The sequence below is a fragment of the Adhaeribacter aerolatus genome, assembly GCF_007991635.1.
In the GTDB taxonomy this organism is placed as follows: Bacteria; Bacteroidota; Bacteroidia; order Cytophagales; family Hymenobacteraceae; genus Adhaeribacter; species Adhaeribacter aerolatus.
In genome coordinates, this window is record NZ_BJYS01000003.1 from 120535 (window position 1) to 139690 (window position 19156).

A 19156-nucleotide genomic window follows, 5' to 3' on the forward strand; every position below is an offset into this window, starting at 1 on the left:
TCTTTTATGCTGATGAGGTTTACCCGTAGGGCGCTAAATTAACAACAAAATGCTATATAAAAAAAGTAATACAGCTTACCTGCATATATTTATTCGGCATTGCGCTTATCGAGTCCCCAATTTAGTTTACTACGTAAGGTATTTAAAAAGTTTACCTGCGCTATCTTTACTAATCGGGCATTAAAATTTTCCCGCCTCACGGCAATCTGCACCCTGGTATCTACCGATTGGGAGCGCGAATCGAGTGAAGCCAGAAAATTATGGCTCCGGGCTTCTACTTCAAACGAGATGACACTTTTGTCGGATACGACCAGGGGTCTAACGTTTAAATTATGAGGACATACGGGCGAAATCACAAAATTGTTGGTTTGGGGGTGCAGCAACGGGCCGCCGCAACTAAGTGAGTAACCGGTAGAACCGGTAGGCGTGGCTACAATTAAGCCATCGGCCCAGTAAGAGTTAAGGTAATCGCCATCCAGGTACGTGTGCACCACAATCATGGTCGTAGAATCAGATTTCTGAATGGAGAATTCGTTTAGTCCGAAATTAATACCATTAAAAACTTCCTGATCGGTATCGGCCCGGATCAAAGATCGGTCTTCCAGGCTGTAATGCCCTTTGTATAAGGCTTCGATGGCCGTGGGAATTTGGTCGTACGGAACCGTAGCCAGAAAGCCTAAACGGCCGGTATTAATGCCCAGAATAGGAATTTGGAGGGCCCCAACGTAAGTAATGGCATCCAGCAGGGTGCCGTCGCCGCCAATACTAAGCATAAAACTAACGCCGTGAAGCGCGTCGCCCCGCCGGAACGACTGCAGGTTGTCCGGCAATTGAATATGCTCCTGCAAAATAACTTTAAATTCTTCGCCTACTAATATTTCGGTCTCGTGACGGACCAGTTCATCAAACATACCTTGTATGTAAGGCACTAATTTTTCGGCAAAGGGTTTTCCAATAATTGCTATTTTCATGTCTGCAGGTAATCCGCGCGGCCAGCCAAGTTCATTTTAATTTAATTTAGGTTGCCGGTATCGGGTGGCTGGCCCGGCTTACTTGGTTTAAGAAATTAAAAATTGCCGGAATTTAAATATTTAAATATTTCATCAGCAAATCCAGCCGGTCCTGATCGTCTTTTATTTCGGCTGCATCCTGGAACTGGGCTACTATCCGGTAATCGAAACGTTCGAAGGTAGCAATAATACGGTTCAGGTCGGTGCGGTTAATGCGGAGGGTAACTTTTATTTTATAGTCATCCATTTCGTCCGGCGACACATAAGCACTTAATATTTTAGCGTTGTTTTCTTCTACGTGCCGGCTAATCTCCGCTAAAGAATAATCGCGCTCGTTCATGCTCAGTATCAATATGCCGCCCTGCCCCTGCAAAGCCGACATTTGCCCGAAAGCCGCAATGGTATCGTTAACGGTTATTACCCCAAAAAACTCCTGGTGTTCATCCAGCACCGGCACTACCTGTATTTTGTTCCGGATGGCTACCTCCATTACGCTATAAAAATGCTGGTAATGCATCACAAAAGCTTCTTTATAACCAAGTTCTAAAGTATCCAGGGTTACGCCATAGAGGTTTTTCTCGATAATATCGTCCTCGGTGATCATGCCCATGTACTGCCGGTTTTTTACAATCGGCAACTGATTTACCCGGAACTCTTCCATCCACCGCACCGCCTTTTCCACGGAATCGGAAATTTTAAGAGGGGGAATCATTTGGTTGATGAGCTCTTCGGCAATCATGTTTTGGTTTGTTATATACCAGTTTTAACCGGGCAACTGCATTATTATTGCTTTTATTAACCTAATAAATCGCTGTACTAATAAATAAACTATCTTAAAATATAATATCTCTATTGTTTAAAGCCAATGGGTTTGCTCCAGTTGCTTCACTTCTTTCTGCAAAAATTTTCTTAATATTTTATTAAAGGTATCGGGCTGTTCCATCATGGGCGCATGCCCGCATTCGTCAATAAAATGCAACTCCGAATTTTTAATTAACCGGTTAAACTCGTGCGCCACGTGCGGCGGGGTAATGGTATCGTTTAAGCCCCAGATAAGTAAAGTTGGCACCTGGATGCGGGTAATATCTTTGGCCATGTTGTGACGCTGGGCCGATTTGGCAATGGTTACAATCCGCATACATTTAGAGTTGCTGTTGGTTATACTAAAAACCTCATCGATGAGTTCTTTCGTAGCCGTTTCGGGCTTAAAAAAAGTATACTCAACGCGCTCTTTCAGGTACTCGTAATTGCCGCGTTTCGGAAAAGATCCGCCCATCGAATCTTCGAACAAGCCGGAACTACCGGTAAGCACCAGGCGCTTTACCTGGTTCGGAAAATCGAGGGTATACACCAATGCCACGTGCCCTCCCAGCGAGTTTCCCAGCAAGGTAAGATCCTGCAGGCCCATAAACCGTACAAATCCTTCTACAAAATTAACCAGGCCCGGCACACTAGCCTTGTGCAGCGGCATTTCGTAAATAGGCATTAATGGTATAACTACCCGATACTCTTTAGAAAAGGCTTCTACTACCCCACCCCAGTTGCTCAGCGCGCCAAACAACCCGTGCAGCAGCAACAACACTTCGCCTTGTCCTTCATCTATAAACTGATATTCTCCTTCTTCTTTAATTTGTATATCCATGCCTGAAGGCTAAATTTAATTAAAAATAAGGTGTGGCCTTTTAAGCTCACTTTATACCCGCCAACCGGGCCCAGTTGCGCAAGATGTCTAATCCGTAGGTAGTTAAAATAGCTTCCGGATGAAACTGCAAGGCATACAACGGTAATGATACGTGCCGGAACGCCATCAGTTCCTGATCGGCGGTATATGCCAGCGGAACCAGCACCGGACTTTCGTTATTTATTACCAGTGAATGATACCTTACAACTGGCATTTTATCCGGAAGGTTGTCAAATATAGCGTCTTTCCGGCATATTATCTCGGATATTTTACCGTGCATGGGCCGTATACCTTTCTGCAGCGTAGCCCCAAAGTATTCGCCCAAAGCCTGGTGTCCGAGGCAGATTCCCAACATGGGTTTGGTCTGGTGATACTTATGAATCACGGCTAGCATATTACCCGCATGCTGGGGTACGCCCGGCCCCGGCGACAGCACAATGGCCTGAAAATCCAGTTTTTCGAAAGCTGCCAGGGGCACATCGTTCCGGACCACCTGCGCTTGTATGCCTAACTGCCCGAAATAATCGAGCAGATTATAGGTATACGAATCAAAATTATCCAGCAGCAATATCACCTTACTATACCCAACACGTTTATTCTGGCCCAAAGGCTGCCTGGCGCTGTAAAATATTTCAGTGGCTTAAAACAAACCTTTCAGCGTAGCCAGCATACCCTTTATAAAAGGCATCAGAAAACTCATAATATCCAGGGCATAGGGCGTAGCCTTCAGCACCACCGGATAAATGACCGATTCGCTGGCCATTTTGTCTGAAACCGATATACCGGCCAGGCGCGATACATTCAGCAGCAAACTTAAAGCCAGACAAAATTTAAGGCCACCCAGCACCCCACCCAGTATATTATCAAAAACGCCAAAAGGTGTAAAATCCAGCGCGGTTTTAAGCACAGTACCCAATAATCTTACGCCCAAAATAACGCCAACGAATACCAATAAAAACGATACAAACGGCAACAGCCCGTAGGCATTGCCTATATATTGCTGTACTATTGGAATAACAGTGGTTAATAATTTTAAACCCAGAATAAACCCGAGCACCAGCGCAATAACGGCCAGCAATTCCTGCAACAATCCTTTCCGGAAGCCCTGAAAAACCCCAAAGGCCAAAGGTATCAGCAGAAAAATATCGAACGTTGACAAGGTACTAGGCGTTGGTGTTGTTTAATAACCGACTTACTACCGACGAAATAGCTTTGCCATCGGCTTGTCCGCTCAGTTCGCGGGCGGCTACTCCCATTACTTTACCCAAATCTGATGGACCCTGGGCACCTACCCGCTGAATAATTTCTACCAGTTTCTCTACCAAATCGGCTTCAGAAAGCTGCTGCGGCAAATATTCTTCAATGATGGCCAGTTCAGCCAGTTCGGTTTCTGCCAGATCGCTCCGGAACTGATTTGAATAAACCTCTGCCGACTCCCGGCGCTGTTTAGCCGCTTTGTTTAATAATTTTAGTTCCGTTTCGGGTGTCAAAGCCTGGGGAGCGCCTTTTTCGGTTTCGGCTAATAATATCAAAGACTTAATACTGCGCAAAGCGGTCAGACGGGTTTTATCTTTCGCCAGCATAGCTTGCTTTATATCCGCTTCTATTCTTTCTTTTAAACTCATAGTTTTATATTTAACAGTTATACAGATAAAATACCCTAAACTGGTTTAGAGAATAACCACAAAGCAAATAAATATTCTTAACAAAAGGTATTAATTTTGATTTATTAGTACACCGTTAAATATTAAATGCCAAGCCTTAAAATCAGTTATGCCGGAAAATATTTCTTTTATTTAATTAATTTTTAATAATTAAGAATTAATTACCAATAAACTAACCACTAACTATGACCAAGCTAAGTGTAAATATAAATAAAATTGCCACGTTGCGGAATGCCCGCGGGGGTAACCGCCCCGATGTGGTGCAGGCCGCCCTGGATTGCGAGCGTTTTGGGGCGCAAGGCATAACAGTGCACCCCCGCCCCGACGAGCGCCACATCCGGTATCAGGACGTGCTGGACCTGAAACCGGTAGTTACCACCGAATTTAACATTGAAGGCAACCCGACACCAGACTTTCTGGAGCTGGTGAAAAAAGTTAAACCCGAGCAGGTTACACTGGTGCCCGATGCGCCCGATGCCATTACCTCCAACGCCGGTTGGGACACTATTAAGCACCAGGCTTACTTAAAAGAAATTATCTCCGACTTAAAAGCCATTGGTACCCGCGTTTCGATATTTGTAGATCCGGTGGTAGAAATGGTGGAAGGCGCCGCCCAAACCGGTACCGACCGCATTGAATTATACACCGAAGCTTACGCTAAAAACTTCCTGCAAGATCCTGCCAAAGCCATAGCCCCCTACGCCGCAGCCGCTCAAAGGGCAGTTGCTTTAGGCTTAGGTATTAACGCCGGTCACGATTTAGATCTGGATAATCTTAAATATTTAAAGCAGAATATTCCGGGTTTACTCGAAGTATCTATTGGTCATGCGCTCATCTGCGATGCTTTGTATTTGGGCCTCGAAAATACGGTTCAGCTTTATTTAAGACAGTTGCAGTAGCCTTTGATAAACAAGCTCACCACCGAACAATTTTTAGAAAAAACCGCTTCGCTGCCGGTGCTGGATGTGCGTGCGCCGCTGGAATTTACAGCCGGCCATATTCCGGGGGCACTTAGCTTTCCGTTGTTTACCGATGCAGAACGCAAGCAGGTAGGCACTGCTTACAAACAAATAAGCCGCGATAAAGCTATCTTAATCGGGCTGGATTATTTTGGACCTAAAATGTCGGGGTTTGTGAAAATGGCTACCAAGCTGGCGCCCCAGAAAGAAGTACTGCTACATTGCTGGCGTGGTGGCATGCGCAGCAACGGCGTGGCCTGGCTCCTGGATTTGGCTGGTTTTACCGTAAACCTGTTGGAACACGGCTACAAAGATTACCGCCATTTTGCGTTGGCCCAGTTCGAAAAAAAATATCCTTTAGTAATATTAGGTGGCATGACCGGCAGCGGCAAAACCGAAATATTACACCAATTGCAAAGAGCCAATGAAAGCATTATTGATCTCGAAAAACTGGCGCATCATAAAGGATCGTCTTTTGGCCTTATCGGGCAACCGCCGCAAACCAGTACTGAACAATTCGAGAACGACTTAGCCCTGGCACTCTACGGGCAAAATAACCCGGAGCGGATCTGGCTCGAAGACGAAGGCATCAGCATTGGCAAAGTAAATATTCCCAAGCCTTTTTACGACCAGATGCAAGCCGCCACCTTAATAAAAATAGAAGTTCCCAAAGCCGAACGCATCCGGAAACTTGCCATAGAATATTGTCAGGCCGACAAAGCTTTGCTAATCGAAGGTATCCTCCGCATAAAAAAACGTTTGGGCGGCCTGGCTACCAAAGAAGCCCTGCAAGCCATTGAAACCGGCGACATGGAGAAAATGGTAGAACTGGCCCTGGTTTATTACGACAAAGCTTATTCTTTTCAGTTGGCTAATAAGAATCCACAACAACTTATTACCATTCCATTACCTGGTACCAACGCATCGGAAAATGCACAGCAAATATTAGAGCTACTACAGCAAAAGCAAGTAGTAATTCAGACTTATAGCCAGCTTGATTAGCTTTGGCTCTTCTGCAACTCCTTCCCTTATTTAGGGAAGGTGCCCGGAGGACAGAAGGGTTAATTCTAAAAAGGAAAGTAAGTACCCGCCCCATAAGCGGAAACTTGCGAACAGAAAAGCTAAGTTAAGTAAATAAAAAAAAAGTTAAGAATTAATTATACGCAACTAATAACTAATTACTAACTACTAACCACTTAAATCTACCACAAACAACCAAACATGACCGACTTTAAACTTACCCAATACAGCCACGGCGCTGGTTGCGGCTGCAAAATATCTCCCAAAATATTAGACACCATTCTTAAAACCGCTACCCAAGCTCCCGATAACCACAACTTATTAGTTGGTAACCATTCCCGCGACGATGCCGCCGTGTACGCCATCGGCGATGGCCGGGCCATAATCAGTACCACCGATTTTTTTATGCCGATTGTGGATGATGCTTACGATTTCGGACGGATAGCTTCTGCCAATGCGATCAGCGATGTGTACGCCATGGGCGGTTCGCCGCTAATGGCTATTGCGGTACTGGGGTGGCCACTAGATAAACTCCCGGCCGAAGTAGCCCAAAAGGTAATAGAAGGCAGCCGAAGTATTTGCGCCGAAGCCGGTATTCCGTTGGCCGGCGGCCACAGCATCGATAGTCCCGAGCCTATCTTCGGGTTGGCGGTAACCGGCATGGTAGCCATCGAAAACCTGAAACAAAATAATACCGCTACGGCGGGCTGCGAACTATATTTAACGAAACCTTTAGGGGTTGGAATTTTAACCACGGCTCAGAAAAAAGGAATATTAAAACCAGAACATGCCGATTTAGCACCCCAGCAAATGATGCGGTTAAATAAAATTGGATCTGACCTGGGAAAATCAAAATTTGTAAAAGCCTTAACCGATGTTACCGGCTTCGGTTTGGTGGGCCACCTGGCCGAAGTATGCGAAGGCAGCAACCTGACCGCCGAAATATATTTTGACGAAGTACCCCGCTTACCCGAAATAGACGAATATTTAGCACAAAAAGCTTTCCCTGGCGGTACTACCCGCAACTTCGACAGCTACGGCCACAAAATAAGCGCCCTTACCGATTACCAGAAGCAAGTACTCTGCGACCCGCAAACCAGTGGCGGTTTGCTCGTTGCCGTTGAACCAGAAGGCCGCGCAGAAATGTTGCAGGTATTCAGGAATTATAACCTGAATTTAAAACCGTTTGGTAAATTACAACCGCGCCATAATATTTCGGAACCATTTATAACCATAAAATAATCCCGATAAAGCCTTGATGCCCATCTATATAAAACTGATAAAGACCCTTGCTTTTGTAGCCGTTGTTCTTTACGTGCTGCGGTTTTTAATTACGCTGCTCTCCAAAGAACGGAGTGTTTATGTACCCGACCCCAGCCGGCATTTTTTTATGCTATTCTGGGCTTTGCTTTGCCTGATGATAGCCGGCCCGTTGGTGGTTACTTATATTGCGGCGCCACGTATGTCGCCGTTGGAAGCCGCTTTGCTCTTAACCGTTGGCGTAATATTGGCGGCCTTTTCGTTACCGGTTTTTGCACTCCATATTCAATATTTCTTTAACGATTTTCAGAAGCTGGTAGAGTTGGATAAAAAAAACGAATCGTTTAAAATTTACGATGTTCGGAATAAACTTTTTTACCGCAAAGAAGATATTGTGCGAGCCACCCGCGTAAAATGCGGATCGAAGAAGTTCTTCTGGAGTAATTACGAATATATTACCTTTGAAATAAGAAACGGCAGTTTAATAACTTTAACCTCGCTGCTGATGCCGCTGGATAAGCTTACTAAATTTATAAACAGCAATCGCATCCAGGTCGAGCATAAATCAATCTGCTTTATTTAAATTCTGCACTATGAAATTACACTTCCGGGAAATGGGTTCCGGCTCACCGCTGGTTATTTTACACGGTTTATTTGGTTTGTCGGATAACTGGCAAACCTTAGCCAAATATTTATCGCAGCAATATCGGGTCTTTCTGGTAGACCTGCGTAACCACGGCCGCTCGCCCCACAGTACGGAGTTTAATTACAACCTGATGGCCGAGGATTTGCATACTTTTATGCAAGACCTGCAGCTAGCCGAAGCCGCTATTATGGGTCATTCGATGGGCGGCAAAGTGGCCATGGAATTTGCCTTAACCTACCCTAACCTGGTAACCCGGCTAATTGTGGTAGATATTGCTCCCCGGCCCTACCCCGTACACCATCAGGATATTATTGATGCTTTAAACTCGGTGAATATTGCCGGTGTTAAAACCCGGGGCGAGATAGACCAGGCTTTGGCGCAATATATTCCGGAAGAAGAAGTACGGCTATTTTTATCGAAGAATTTGTACCGGACCGAAGAAAATACTTTTGCTTGGCGCATGAACTTAGCCTCGATTGAAGCCAATATTGAAGAAGTGGGCAAAGAAACACAATCCGATACGACCTATACCAAACCCGTATTATTTATAAAAGGCGCCCGTTCGGGTTATATAAAACCGCAGTACGATACCGAACCGATTCATAAATTATTTCCGGCCGCCCAGATTAAAACCGTAGAAAACGCTGGCCACTGGGTACACGCCGAAGCCCCGCAGGAGGTTTTTAATTTAGTTACCGAATTCCTGAAATAAACTTTTTAGGTAATTATTTATTAAGGGCCAAGCGGCTTAGTTACCAAAAATACTTCGGCTCCGCGCTATTGGCTACCTAGTAATCTATGACGACAGGTACTCTCTATTTAATTCCATCGGTATTGGCCGAAGATACGGCAACGACCGTTATTCCCCCCGAAATAATTTCGGCCGTGGCTGGTTTGTCTTACTTTATCGTAGAAAATGCGCGTACGGCCCGGCGGTACATTAAAACCGTGTCGCCTGCAAAAGTAATTGAAGAATTACAGATAGTGGTAATAGACAAAGACTCGTCGGAAGCTGAGGTAAAGAAAGCTTTGCTGCCCCTGCAGGAAGGTATCAGCGCCGGCATTATTGCGGAAGCCGGTTGCCCCGGCGTAGCCGATCCTGGCGCCGAAGTAGTAAAATTTGCCCATCGCCAAGGTATTAAAGTAAAGCCGCTGGTTGGTCCTTCGGCCATATTATTATCCCTGATGGCTTCGGGTTTTAACGGCCAGTCCTTTGCTTTCCACGGTTATATACCCATAGAAAAAAAAGACCGGATAGCCGCTATCCGGAATTTAGAAAAGGAAATGCTGCAGAAAGACCAGACCCAGATTTTCATGGAAACGCCTTACCGCAACAACCAACTTCTCCAGGATTTAATGCAGCACCTCACCCCTAGTTACCGCCTCTGCATTGCCGCCAATATTACCGCCCCCAACGAATTCATCCGCACCGATACCATTGCCAACTGGAAGAAGAATTTACCGGATTTACATAAGCAGCCGGCAGTGTTTCTGTTGTATAAATAAGTACAGGGGGTATTTTCGAGAGCTTTAAATAATTCAATTATTTAATTCTAATGAATAAAATTTTTGTTGTATTATCTAAGAATTATCCGCTTATTTAAGATAAATCAATCTAATGCTTTGGTACAGCAATAAGCTAAGTGCCTTTATATAAACTGACAAAGTATGCCATTATATAAAATTGGACAGCAACTCGAACACATTAAAGAAACCTCATTTAAATTTGAAAGAGAAATACAACGGCTGACAGAACAAAATTTACGTGCATTATTACATTTAAACTTTATACGTTCTGAATTTTCTTTAAACAATTTCCGAATTGATACATTAGCGTTTGATCCGGAAGCAAAAACATTTGTTATTATTGAATACAAGCGAGACAAAACTTTTAGTGTTATCGACCAAGGGTATGCTTACTTATCTTTAATGCTCAATAATAAGGCTGACTTTATTTTGGAATATAACGAAAGCCAAAATCAAAGTTTAAAGCGGACCGATGTTGATTGGACACAATCTAAAGTAATTTTTGTTTCACCATTGTTTACAACTTATCAGCGAGAAGCTATAAATTTTAAAGACTTGCCGATTGAACTGTGGGAGGTCAAAAAATTTGAGAATGATACAGTTTCTTTTGAGCAAATTCAAAAAGCATCAGCTAAAGAAAGTATAAAAACCATTTCACGCACAGACGATACTGTAGAAGCTGTAAGTAAAGAAGTGAAGGTTTATACTGAACAAGATCATCTTAGTAAGGTTGATTTTGAAACACGTGAGCTATATGAACAATTAAAAGACAGATTATTAAATATGAACGACAATGTAACCGTTCAACCAAAAAAACAAACAATCGGTTTTAAAGTAAATAGCAATATTTTTTGTGATATTGTGTTACAAGGTAAAGGATTAAAAATCTATCTAAATTTGAAAAGTGGCGAGTTACAAGACCAAAAGAATGTTTCTCGTGATGTCTCAAACGTTGGGCATTGGGGTAATGGGGCTTATGAAATTAAATTGGCAGACCTTGAGGATATTGACTATATTTTAAGCCTTTTAAAACAATCCTTACGAAAAAACAATGAATAACAGCAACAACAAGGCATTATTAAAAGCGGGGCTAACGCAATATTATTCGGCTGACGTAAACAAACCCCTCCAATTTTAGTCAACGGTAATCTTGAAATTACCTGTTTTCGTCAATACCTAATCCGCTAGTGTTCGGTTAAGTTACAACTATAGAGTAGGAATTCATATCTATATGGCGTGGAAGTTACTTCCGTGCCTTCAACCCAAGCACGGAAGTAACTTCTGCGCTAAAAAAATTATTAATTATGAACATTTAATTATTTATGATTTAAATGGAGATGAACATTTTATGTAACCACACTTCTTTTGCAGGTTTAAGCATAATGGCACACCATTTATTGAGGAATATTATTTAATAATTGATAACAAAAATATTCCTTATATTTTTGACAAAACGAGAAAAACAAGCAATAACTAAAACCAATTTTTAAAATGATATCCTCTAAAGAAATAGAACAAAAAATCAAAGAAGTCAAGCCTATTCTCCAAAAAAAATTCCTGGTTGACCGAATTGGCTATTTTGGTTCTTTTGCCAGAGGTGATTTTTCGGAAGATTCTGACGTGGATATTATTGTAACTTGTAAAAGGGGGATTGGGTGGATTTTTTTTGACTTGAAGGATTATTTAGAATCGGTGTTGGGCAGGAAGGTTGACTTGGTAACAGAGAACTCGCTAAGAAAACAGTGGAAGGAAAGTATTCTTAGCCAGGTAAAATATTTATGAAACCTTTCAGCTCATGATTATCATAAAATAGATAACAGCATACTTTGGGAAATAGCCAAAGACCATCTGGCGGAAAACAAAAAGATGCTGGAAAATATATTAGATAAAGAAAATAAAGCAGAGTAACAAAACTCTTTAGTTTATTTTCCTGCTCCTGTTGCTTTCAAATATTTAGAAGCTTCCACAAAAGTGGGCACCCAGATTTTCTTCTCGTTATCTTTCAGGAAACGCAGTAACTGATTGTGGGCTTCCAGCGATACGTTTAAGTTATGCTCCCCGCCTACGCCGTGAAACAGAAACACAAGCATACTGTTCGTTTCAATGGCTTTTTTCACCAGTGCTATTAGTTCCTCTCCGGATTGGCCGTTTATCATATAGCTGCCAATATTATATAAATCTACATTGCCTTTACTTACCATTTCGCTTTTTACCCCACGAGCCGAGATGAATTCGTTTTTAGAGGCATCCAGGTAAGATACACCATTAATTTTGGTATCGCCGCACGGGTAAGCAAAGGTGCGTTCTTGCTTCCCATCAAGGGCTTGTAACACCGCATTGGTCATTTTTATTTCATCGGTAATTCTGCGCACCGAATAAGTAGCCAGGTTATAATCTGGGGTTACAAAGCTGCGGCCGGGTAGGCTGCCATCGCAGGGATGGAAAAGCGTATGATTGGCTAATTCGTGTTTATTAGCGGCTACTTTTTTCCATTCATTTAGCCGTTTGGTAAAAGCCGCCGATGAAGCTGTAAGGTAAAACGTGCCTTTTAACCCCACGGCATCCAGGGCTGGGACAACTTTATCCAAGTGCACATTCAGGGCATCATCATAAGTCAGGACAACTGCGCTTTGCTTTTTATTCCAATCCTGCGCCTGCAGGGCTAAACTGAACAGGCACAGTAAAAAGGTAAAAATTCTTTTCAGGGGCATTTTGTTTTTTATTAAATACGAGGGCTACTAAAATACAATATTTAAAGCATATCTGGCTTAATAAATTCACTATTTAACCGTGAAAACGCAGCCATGAAAAAGGCGCGAACTAGCTGCCGCGCCTTTAATATTTATTCTAAAAAGCTGTTAAAATATTTAACCGTTTATTTATTATTTAAATAACTGGTAAACAATGTAAGAGCTAACGTAGGCCAGGCCGCTCATGTAGAAGAGTTGCATAATAGGCCATCTCCAGGACTTGGTTTCGCGGTAAACCACGGCCAGCGTACTCATACACTGCATCGCAAACACGTAAAATATGAGCAGCGAGAAAGCGCGGGCCGGGGTAAAGAATGGGTTGCCGGCATCGTCTTTTTCGGCTAGTAATTTTTCTTTAATGGTACTGATATTCTCCTCGTCGCCGACGCTGTAAATGGTAGAAATAGTACCCACAAATACTTCGCGGGCCGCAAAAGAAGTAAGCAAAGCAATACCTATTTTCCAGTCGAAGCCCAGCGGCCGGATGGCCGGCTCGATGGCGTGACCGAATACCCCGGCGTAAGAAGATTCCAGTTGGTGCGCCGATATTAAGCTGTTGGTTTCGGCTTCAGATAAGTTTTGAGTGGCGGCTTCCTGCCTGGCCTGCGTTTCAGCCGCTTCGAAGGCGTTACCAGGGCCGTAAGAGGCCATTACCCACAAAATAACCGAGATAGCTACAATTACTTTACCGGCTTCAAACACAAAAGCTTTTACTTTTTCGATAATGGTAAGACCTACGTTTTTCCAGCGGGGCATTTTATACACCGGAAACTCCATAATAAAGTAACTGCGCTCTTTGGCTTTCAAAATAACTTTCATAGCCAACGCCGAAAATATGGCAGCCAGAAAACCGAGTAAATACAAACCCATCAGCACAATACCCTGCAAATTCAAAAAACCCAGGTAATATTTTTCGGGTACTACCAGCGCAATTAATACCGTATAAACCGGAATCCGCGCCGAGCAACTCATCAGCGGCGTTACGAAGATGGTAATCATCCGGTCTTTCCAGTTATCGATGTTGCGGGCGGCCATGACGGCGGGTACGGCACAGGCCACCCCCGAAATAAGCGGCACCACACTTTTACCGTTTAGGCCAAACTTACGCATGATTTTATCCATCATAAACGTAACGCGAGCCATGTAACCGGTCTCTTCCAGTATTGCAATAAATGCAAAGAGCAAAGCAATCTGCGGAATAAATATCAGTACCCCACCCAAACCAGCAATTACGCCTTCGGTCAGCAAATCTACGAGCGGCCCATCAAACTTACTCTGGATAAAAGCATTTAAGGAGGCAATGCCGGCATCTATCAGGTCCATGGGGTAAGTGGCCCAGGCAAATATGGCCTGAAACATCATAAACAGCACCCCGAAGAAAATAAGATAGCCCCAAACCTTATGGGTTAAAACCTGGTCGAGTTTGTTGCTGAATTTCTCGTTCGATTCGGCGCGGCTTACTTTTACCGAATCCAGGAGTAAATCACTAATTAAGGTATACCGCTGAATGGTTTCGGCAGCCTGCAAGGCGTTGGAATTAAAGCCGTATTGCTGCCGCAAATCTTCGATGTAGTTTTTATCGGCTTCGCTTAAAAACGACAGCTTCTTGTACTGGTGCGCGTAGTGCAGCGCCAAGTAATCGTTTTTCAACTCAAAATAATACCTTATTTGGCGTACCAACACCACAAGTTCGTCGGGTATCTGGTAAAATGTTCGGGTAGGTTTTTCCAGTTGCTGCGACACCAGAATTTTCAGGGCCGCAATACCTACGCCGTTGCGGGCATTCATAGGTACCACGGGCACGCCTAAATCCTGTTGCAGTTGTGCTACATCAATTTTAACGCCGTGTGTTTCGGCCACATCGGTCATGTTCAGGCCCAATACTGCCGGAATACCTAAGTCGGCAAGCTGCGTGTAAAGCAACAAGTTCCGTTTCAGGTTAGAGGCATCTACCGTAATAACTAAAATATCGGGATAAAGGGCCGATTTTTTATTATACAGTAAATCTATTATAACTTTTTCGTCGAGCGATTTGGGATAAAGGCTGTAGGTACCGGGCAGGTCAATTATCTGGGCCTTGTGCTGGGGCGTCAGGTGGCTGATGCCGGTTTTTTTATCAACGGTTACGCCGGGGAAATTCCCTACTTTTTGGTTGAGGCCGGTAAGCTGGTTAAATAAAGAGGACTTACCGGAATTAGGATTACCAATTAAGGCAATCCGGGAGATATTATTTTTTACAGGGTTTATTACAGGCGCTGCCGCTACCGATCCGATCACTTCTGTCATAGACGCTTATTTAAGCATAATGTTTTCTGCCTCGTCTAAACGCAAAGAAAGGGTGTAATCATTTACAATAATGGTTATGGGGTCACCCAATGGGGCTTTGCTGTTGAGCTTTACTTCGGTGCCGGGTATGCAACCCATTTCCAGTAGCTTCAACGACATTTCCGGATCGAGGAGGCCAGCAATAGTGCCTTTCTCGCCAATTCTTAAATCTCTGACACTGCGCTGGGTTTTCTGCACTTTTCGCTTATTTAGACTTATTACAAACAACTGCAAGTTACAAGGTGTTCCGGGTTATTCCAAAATATGTTTTACTTTAAAATTTCGCGTTATTCTTTTTATCTGCCTGCATCATATTGCTTTCTCTAACGAGAATTTATACGGGCCTAATATCTTTTATTTCCGTTGCTCGCCGGGAGTAAATATATTACGCATATAGTTGCCGGCTTTATCTATCAGTTGGGCATTCTCTTCCAGCGACCGCAGGTTTGGATCGTCCAAGCCTTCCAACTGCTCGGGAAACAGAATAATATAGCTGTTCTGCGAAAAATACTTAGTTAAGTAATAAGGCAGCTTTTCGGTTTCGGGATGGTAAGAAAGATACCCTCTCCGCGACGAAACAATGATGAATAAATCGTCGGGTTTAACCTCGCGGCTAAAAATCAAAAATTCCTGCCAGTTCTCGAAAGGTTCATAAACAATCGTAAGCGGCGAACTATCGCTACCGTTCATGTCCTGTAGCATTCTTATAGTTCTGGCGTCGGCATACATATACAGGGGCAGACCGGTGCCCCGGGCTATGGTCTGGATACGCTTAAACCAGTGCTGAAACCCTTGCTCATACTCGGCTTTAGGCGGCACAGCTACTACTATCCGGTTTAAAGTATTGATGGGCTGGGCTGCATGATAAATAAATATGGTTTCGGGGGTGCGTTCTAATATTTTTTCGGCTACCGGCCCAAAAAAACCGTCGCCCGCGTGGGCCAACCGGTGCAGACCCATAATTAAATCGGTAATGTCATGTTCTTTAATGGTATAAATAATACCGTTGCTGATATTTAGATCGAAGCGGTTAAGGGGCACTATGGTATTGTCGGTGGCGGCGGCCTGCGTAATGGCCTTTTCCATCATCTTTTTGCCCGTTGCCTGCTTACTTTCGGTGGTGTCCTGCTCATCCTCCTCATCGCGCACATGCAGGGCATAAATCGGAGCCTTGCTTTTATTGGGCTTTATCAGCAAGGCTAAATCAACTAAATTATTAACGGTTTCGGGGTAAGCCAGCGATATTAATATTTTTTCGTCGTGTTTATCTTCGGCAGAACTTTGTTTGGCACTTTCTTCGAGAGCAATTTGGCGGGAAGCTTTTTCTACCGTAAATGAGCTAAGCGTGCAAGTAACCAGAATCATGATAATCGTGCCGTTTAATACATCTTCGCTTAACAGCCGGATAGGCTCGCCGGAAGGCGTTTCGCCTAATATTACATTATAGCCTACCAAAACTACGGCCAGGGTTGCCCCCACGCGGGCATTGCTCAACCCAAATATCATTTGCCGTTCGAGGTTGTTTAATTTAAAAGTTTTTTGGGTAAACCAGGCCGCCAGAAACTTGCCGGCTACGGCCATAGCAATCATTACGCCGGCAACTTTCAAGGCGCCAAAGCCTTTAAACAGCACACTAAAATCTACCAGCATCCCCACGCTTATCAGAAAGAAAGGAATGAACAAGGCGTTGCCCACAAAGTCGATGCGGTTCATGAGCGGGGAGGTGTGCGGTATAAACCGGTTGATGGCCAAGCCCGATAAGAAGGCCCCTATAATGGCTTCGAGTCCGGCTACTTCGGCTAAAAAGGAACCTAAAAAAACAATGGCCAGTACAAAAATATACTGCGAAATATTATCGTCGAACTTCTTAAAAAACCAACGGGCAATTAACGGGAACACAAAAAACACAATTGCCGCAAATATTAACGACGATACGGCCAGCCGAATCCAGAAAGCACTGCTGATATCGCCTTTATACATGCCCACAATGGCCGCTAAAACCAACAGGGCCAGCACATCGGTAATAATGGTGCCCCCAATGGTAAGCGTAACGGCCCGGATGCGGTTAATGCCGTAGCGACTGGTAATGGGGTAAGCCAGCAATGTATGCGTGGCAAACATACTCGACAACAGAATAGCCGAGGGAATATTAAAACCCAGAATAAAGTAGGCGGCCGGTACCCCGATAGCCATTGGAACAAGAAAAGTATACAGCCCGAATACCAGGCTCTTAAACTGGTTTTTTCTAAATTCTTCCAGGTCTATTTCTAAGCCGGCGGTAAACATGATATACAGCAAGCCTACAGTACCAAACAGCACAATGCTGCTGTCGCGCAATAATAAATTTAAACCATAGGGCCCAATAATTACGCCTGCCACAATCAGCCCGATGATGGGGGGAACCTTAATTCTGTTAAATAAGATAGGCGAAAATAAAATAATAAAAAGTACCAGGGAAAATATAATCACCGGGTTACGTAAAGGCAACTCGAAGTTTAATTCACTTAACAATATCATTCTTTTAGCTTAAGAAGTTGTCTTGATTATTGTTTATTCAATTGTAAATTATAAACAATCCGGCAGTCGCCGGCTCTGATGATTTCCCGTTGCCCGTCTAAGGTGATTGGATTTAACAGGGTAAGCCGAACTACCATTTTGGTGGCGGGAGCGGCGGCAGTATGCTCCACGTTTTCGGTTAATTCGAGTAAATTATTATGATAAGCGCCCGTATAAATCCGGGTCAGGTTTTCGCCGGTCATGGCTTTGGCTATTACCTGGTTACCCTGGTAAGACAAGTCCCAGGTTTCGGTTTTGGTATCGCCCACCGCCGAGCCGGTACAGGTTGTTTCGGTACAAACCATGCGGGCATTCCAGGTTCCTACCAGGGCCGGATTAACTTCGCCGGCAACGGGCTGCGCTACAGAATCTGGTTGTGGCGCGGTTTTAAGTTGCTGCTCTCGTTTTATTAATTCTGTTTCTTTCAGTTGCAGGTTATTTTCTTTTACCAGCAATTCCTGCTCCCGCCGGGCCAGTTCTGCTTCCCGCTTTTGCACCAGTTCTTCCCGTTGCCGGAGGCCACAGCCAAACATTGTAAAAACTAGTAGCAGCGGTAAATAAGTGGTCCATTTCATGCGCAGAAATCGGTTTAATTTTAAGTGAGTCAGAAAAACGAACGCCAGTATAAATTAATTAAACGGCCCAAATTATAGTTTCCTGATGAAAATACGTGTCAGGTACGGAGCTGCCCGGAAGGCGACAATTTCCGTTAATGCCCAGTCAGAGCGGTTTTAAATTGCTGTCTACAGCAATTATCTCAGATTATAAGTACCTTTTTTTTGTAATAACGGTTACAAATTAGCCCATCCGGAAATTTGCGGGTCTTTGTAGCGGCCATTTAGCTTATTTTGCTACCGGCCGATGCCCAATCATAAACCGGTTTAACAAATTTAGCCGTATACCTTACAAAACCAAAGTATCAGTAAAATGGCAACGAAAAAAGAAGACTCAAAAAAAGACCCCTGCTGGGATGGTTATCAAAAAGAAGGAATGAAGACCAAAGGAGGTAAAAAAGTACCGAATTGTGTGAAAAAAGAAGATAAATAAGGCAGCTTCACTTAAAAACTAACAAACCATTTGCGCAACAAATGGTTTGTTAGTTTTTAAGTGAAGCCCGTCTTTTATGCTGCGGCACCATCCATATTTTTTATCAGACCGAAAATATTAAGGAAGATTCAATAACATGACAACCAGAAATAAATACCTGCTAGGAGCTGGTTTGGTAGCACTGGGCGCTACCTACCTCTTGCTTACCCGTACTAAGAACTACCCGCCATTGGCAACTGTGGCGGCCGTAGATTTAAACCGTTACGCCGGCAAGTGGTACGAGATTGCCGCTTTTCCGCAACGCTTTCAGAAAGGTTGCCACTGCACAACTGCCGAGTACCAGGTAAACCCCGAAGGCTACGTAGAAGTATTTAATGCCTGCCGGAAAAATAAACCAACCGGTAAACTTAAAAGCATTAAAGGCAAGGCTTTTGCCGTACCGGGCAGCAATAACAGCAAACTGCAGGTACAATTTTTCTGGCCTTTTACCGGCGATTACTGGGTACTGGCACTGGCCGAGGATTATTCTTACGCTGTAGTAGGTACCCCCGACCGTGATAATTTATGGATTCTCTCCCGCACACCTGCCATGGCACCTACCCTATACGCCCGGCTGGTGCAGGAAATTGCCGAAAAAGGATTTGAGGTAAGTAGGTTGCGCAAAACCAACCAAAGCTGCGGTTGAGCTTAACAGGCAGACTAAATATTGCT

Annotated in this window: 20 protein-coding genes and 1 pseudogene; 10 read left to right on the forward strand and 11 right to left on the reverse strand. The window is 43.9% G+C overall.

What is annotated here, in order from left to right; translation table 11 throughout:
* Window positions 1-89: 89 nt before the first annotated feature.
* The 6 genes from AAE02nite_RS03435 to AAE02nite_RS03460 form a co-directional block, all read right to left on the reverse strand.
* A complete protein-coding gene (locus AAE02nite_RS03435) occupies window positions 90-971 on the reverse strand; it encodes an NAD kinase (protein WP_146895053.1) in 882 nt (293 codons plus the stop codon).
* 112 nt (window positions 972-1083) lie between these two features.
* Window positions 1084-1749, reverse strand: a complete 666-nt coding sequence (locus tag AAE02nite_RS03440; RefSeq protein ID WP_146895054.1) for a CBS domain-containing protein — start codon at window positions 1747-1749, stop codon at window positions 1084-1086.
* Window positions 1750-1866: 117 nt separating this feature from the next.
* Window positions 1867-2652, reverse strand: a complete 786-nt coding sequence (locus tag AAE02nite_RS03445; protein ID WP_146895055.1) for an alpha/beta fold hydrolase — start codon at window positions 2650-2652, stop codon at window positions 1867-1869.
* Between the two features lie 46 nt (window positions 2653-2698).
* Window positions 2699-3265 (reverse strand): anthranilate synthase component II, encoded by a 567-nt coding sequence (locus AAE02nite_RS03450; protein ID WP_146895056.1) that lies wholly within the window; start codon window positions 3263-3265, stop codon window positions 2699-2701.
* Between the two features lie 66 nt (window positions 3266-3331).
* Window positions 3332-3850: a CvpA family protein gene (locus AAE02nite_RS03455; protein ID WP_146895057.1), complete on the reverse strand. Its 519-nt coding sequence runs from the start codon at window positions 3848-3850 to the stop codon at window positions 3332-3334.
* 4 nt (window positions 3851-3854) lie between these two features.
* Window positions 3855-4316 carry a GatB/YqeY domain-containing protein gene (locus AAE02nite_RS03460; protein ID WP_146895058.1) on the reverse strand — a complete coding sequence of 154 codons (462 nt, stop codon included), beginning with the start codon at window positions 4314-4316 and terminating at the stop codon, window positions 3855-3857.
* A gap of 224 nt (window positions 4317-4540) precedes the next feature.
* Here AAE02nite_RS03460 and AAE02nite_RS03465 point away from each other — a divergent pair, with 224 nt between their 5' ends.
* The 9 genes and pseudogenes from AAE02nite_RS03465 to AAE02nite_RS27000 all read left to right on the forward strand — a co-directional run.
* Window positions 4541-5254, forward strand: coding sequence for a pyridoxine 5'-phosphate synthase (locus AAE02nite_RS03465; protein WP_146895059.1), 714 nt, complete (start codon window positions 4541-4543; stop codon window positions 5252-5254).
* Between the two features lie 3 nt (window positions 5255-5257).
* A complete protein-coding gene (gene mnmH, locus AAE02nite_RS03470; RefSeq protein ID WP_146895060.1) occupies window positions 5258-6316 on the forward strand; it encodes a tRNA 2-selenouridine(34) synthase MnmH in 1059 nt (352 codons plus the stop codon).
* A 219-nt stretch (window positions 6317-6535) separates the two neighbouring features.
* Window positions 6536-7576, forward strand: coding sequence for a selenide, water dikinase SelD (selD, locus tag AAE02nite_RS03475; protein ID WP_146895061.1), 1041 nt, complete (start codon window positions 6536-6538; stop codon window positions 7574-7576).
* Window positions 7577-7592: 16 nt separating this feature from the next.
* Window positions 7593-8177, forward strand: coding sequence for a PH domain-containing protein (locus tag AAE02nite_RS03480; RefSeq protein WP_503826132.1), 585 nt, complete (start codon window positions 7593-7595; stop codon window positions 8175-8177).
* A 10-nt stretch (window positions 8178-8187) separates the two neighbouring features.
* Window positions 8188-8952 (forward strand): alpha/beta fold hydrolase, encoded by a 765-nt coding sequence (locus AAE02nite_RS03485; protein ID WP_146895063.1) that lies wholly within the window; start codon window positions 8188-8190, stop codon window positions 8950-8952.
* Between the two features lie 86 nt (window positions 8953-9038).
* Window positions 9039-9746: an SAM-dependent methyltransferase gene (locus AAE02nite_RS03490; RefSeq protein WP_146895064.1), complete on the forward strand. Its 708-nt coding sequence runs from the start codon at window positions 9039-9041 to the stop codon at window positions 9744-9746.
* Between the two features lie 162 nt (window positions 9747-9908).
* Window positions 9909-10826 carry a DUF5655 domain-containing protein gene (locus AAE02nite_RS03495; protein ID WP_146895065.1) on the forward strand — a complete coding sequence of 306 codons (918 nt, stop codon included), beginning with the start codon at window positions 9909-9911 and terminating at the stop codon, window positions 10824-10826.
* A gap of 432 nt (window positions 10827-11258) precedes the next feature.
* Window positions 11259-11549 (forward strand): nucleotidyltransferase family protein, encoded by a 291-nt coding sequence (locus tag AAE02nite_RS03500; protein ID WP_146895066.1) that lies wholly within the window; start codon window positions 11259-11261, stop codon window positions 11547-11549.
* Between the two features lie 12 nt (window positions 11550-11561).
* Window positions 11562-11675 (forward strand): annotated as a pseudogene (locus tag AAE02nite_RS27000) (hypothetical protein); the annotation flags it as partial.
* A gap of 14 nt (window positions 11676-11689) precedes the next feature.
* On the opposite strand, the gene AAE02nite_RS03505 reads toward AAE02nite_RS27000, so the two are convergent.
* From AAE02nite_RS03505 to AAE02nite_RS03525, 5 genes are all read right to left on the reverse strand, one after another.
* The gene (locus tag AAE02nite_RS03505; protein WP_146895067.1) at window positions 11690-12478 is read right to left on the reverse strand and encodes a polysaccharide deacetylase family protein; all 789 of its coding nucleotides are present in this window, start codon (window positions 12476-12478) and stop codon (window positions 11690-11692) included.
* A 171-nt stretch (window positions 12479-12649) separates the two neighbouring features.
* Window positions 12650-14803, reverse strand: coding sequence for a ferrous iron transport protein B (gene feoB / locus AAE02nite_RS03510; RefSeq protein WP_146895068.1), 2154 nt, complete (start codon window positions 14801-14803; stop codon window positions 12650-12652).
* A gap of 6 nt (window positions 14804-14809) precedes the next feature.
* Window positions 14810-15040, reverse strand: a complete 231-nt coding sequence (locus AAE02nite_RS03515) for a FeoA family protein (RefSeq protein WP_146895069.1) — start codon at window positions 15038-15040, stop codon at window positions 14810-14812.
* Window positions 15041-15196: 156 nt separating this feature from the next.
* Window positions 15197-17359, reverse strand: coding sequence for a cation:proton antiporter (locus AAE02nite_RS03520; RefSeq protein ID WP_146895070.1), 2163 nt, complete (start codon window positions 17357-17359; stop codon window positions 15197-15199).
* Window positions 17360-17385: 26 nt separating this feature from the next.
* Window positions 17386-17973, reverse strand: a complete 588-nt coding sequence (locus tag AAE02nite_RS03525; protein ID WP_146895071.1) for a hypothetical protein — start codon at window positions 17971-17973, stop codon at window positions 17386-17388.
* 608 nt (window positions 17974-18581) lie between these two features.
* Between AAE02nite_RS03525 and AAE02nite_RS03530 the strand changes: the two genes are divergently transcribed.
* A complete protein-coding gene (locus AAE02nite_RS03530) occupies window positions 18582-19130 on the forward strand; it encodes a lipocalin family protein (RefSeq protein WP_146895072.1) in 549 nt (182 codons plus the stop codon).
* Window positions 19131-19156: the final 26 nt, after the last annotated feature.

Coding starts and splice junctions, on each gene's coding strand:
- AAE02nite_RS03435 (WP_146895053.1), bottom strand. CDS start 971: ATGAAAATAGCAATTATTGGAAAACCCTTTGCCGAAAAATTAGTGCCT.
- AAE02nite_RS03440 (WP_146895054.1), bottom strand. CDS start 1,749: ATGATTGCCGAAGAGCTCATCAACCAAATGATTCCCCCTCTTAAAATT.
- AAE02nite_RS03445 (WP_146895055.1), bottom strand. CDS start 2,652: ATGGATATACAAATTAAAGAAGAAGGAGAATATCAGTTTATAGATGAA.
- AAE02nite_RS03460 (WP_146895058.1), bottom strand. CDS start 4,316: ATGAGTTTAAAAGAAAGAATAGAAGCGGATATAAAGCAAGCTATGCTG.
- AAE02nite_RS03465 (WP_146895059.1), top strand. CDS start 4,541: ATGACCAAGCTAAGTGTAAATATAAATAAAATTGCCACGTTGCGGAAT.
- selD (WP_146895061.1), top strand. CDS start 6,536: ATGACCGACTTTAAACTTACCCAATACAGCCACGGCGCTGGTTGCGGC.
- AAE02nite_RS03480 (WP_503826132.1), top strand. CDS start 7,593: ATGCCCATCTATATAAAACTGATAAAGACCCTTGCTTTTGTAGCCGTT.
- AAE02nite_RS03485 (WP_146895063.1), top strand. CDS start 8,188: ATGAAATTACACTTCCGGGAAATGGGTTCCGGCTCACCGCTGGTTATT.
- AAE02nite_RS03490 (WP_146895064.1), top strand. CDS start 9,039: ATGACGACAGGTACTCTCTATTTAATTCCATCGGTATTGGCCGAAGAT.
- AAE02nite_RS03495 (WP_146895065.1), top strand. CDS start 9,909: ATGCCATTATATAAAATTGGACAGCAACTCGAACACATTAAAGAAACC.
- AAE02nite_RS03500 (WP_146895066.1), top strand. CDS start 11,259: ATGATATCCTCTAAAGAAATAGAACAAAAAATCAAAGAAGTCAAGCCT.
- AAE02nite_RS03505 (WP_146895067.1), bottom strand. CDS start 12,478: ATGCCCCTGAAAAGAATTTTTACCTTTTTACTGTGCCTGTTCAGTTTA.
- feoB (WP_146895068.1), bottom strand. CDS start 14,803: ATGACAGAAGTGATCGGATCGGTAGCGGCAGCGCCTGTAATAAACCCT.
- AAE02nite_RS03520 (WP_146895070.1), bottom strand. CDS start 17,359: ATGATATTGTTAAGTGAATTAAACTTCGAGTTGCCTTTACGTAACCCG.
- AAE02nite_RS03525 (WP_146895071.1), bottom strand. CDS start 17,973: ATGAAATGGACCACTTATTTACCGCTGCTACTAGTTTTTACAATGTTT.
- AAE02nite_RS03530 (WP_146895072.1), top strand. CDS start 18,582: ATGACAACCAGAAATAAATACCTGCTAGGAGCTGGTTTGGTAGCACTG.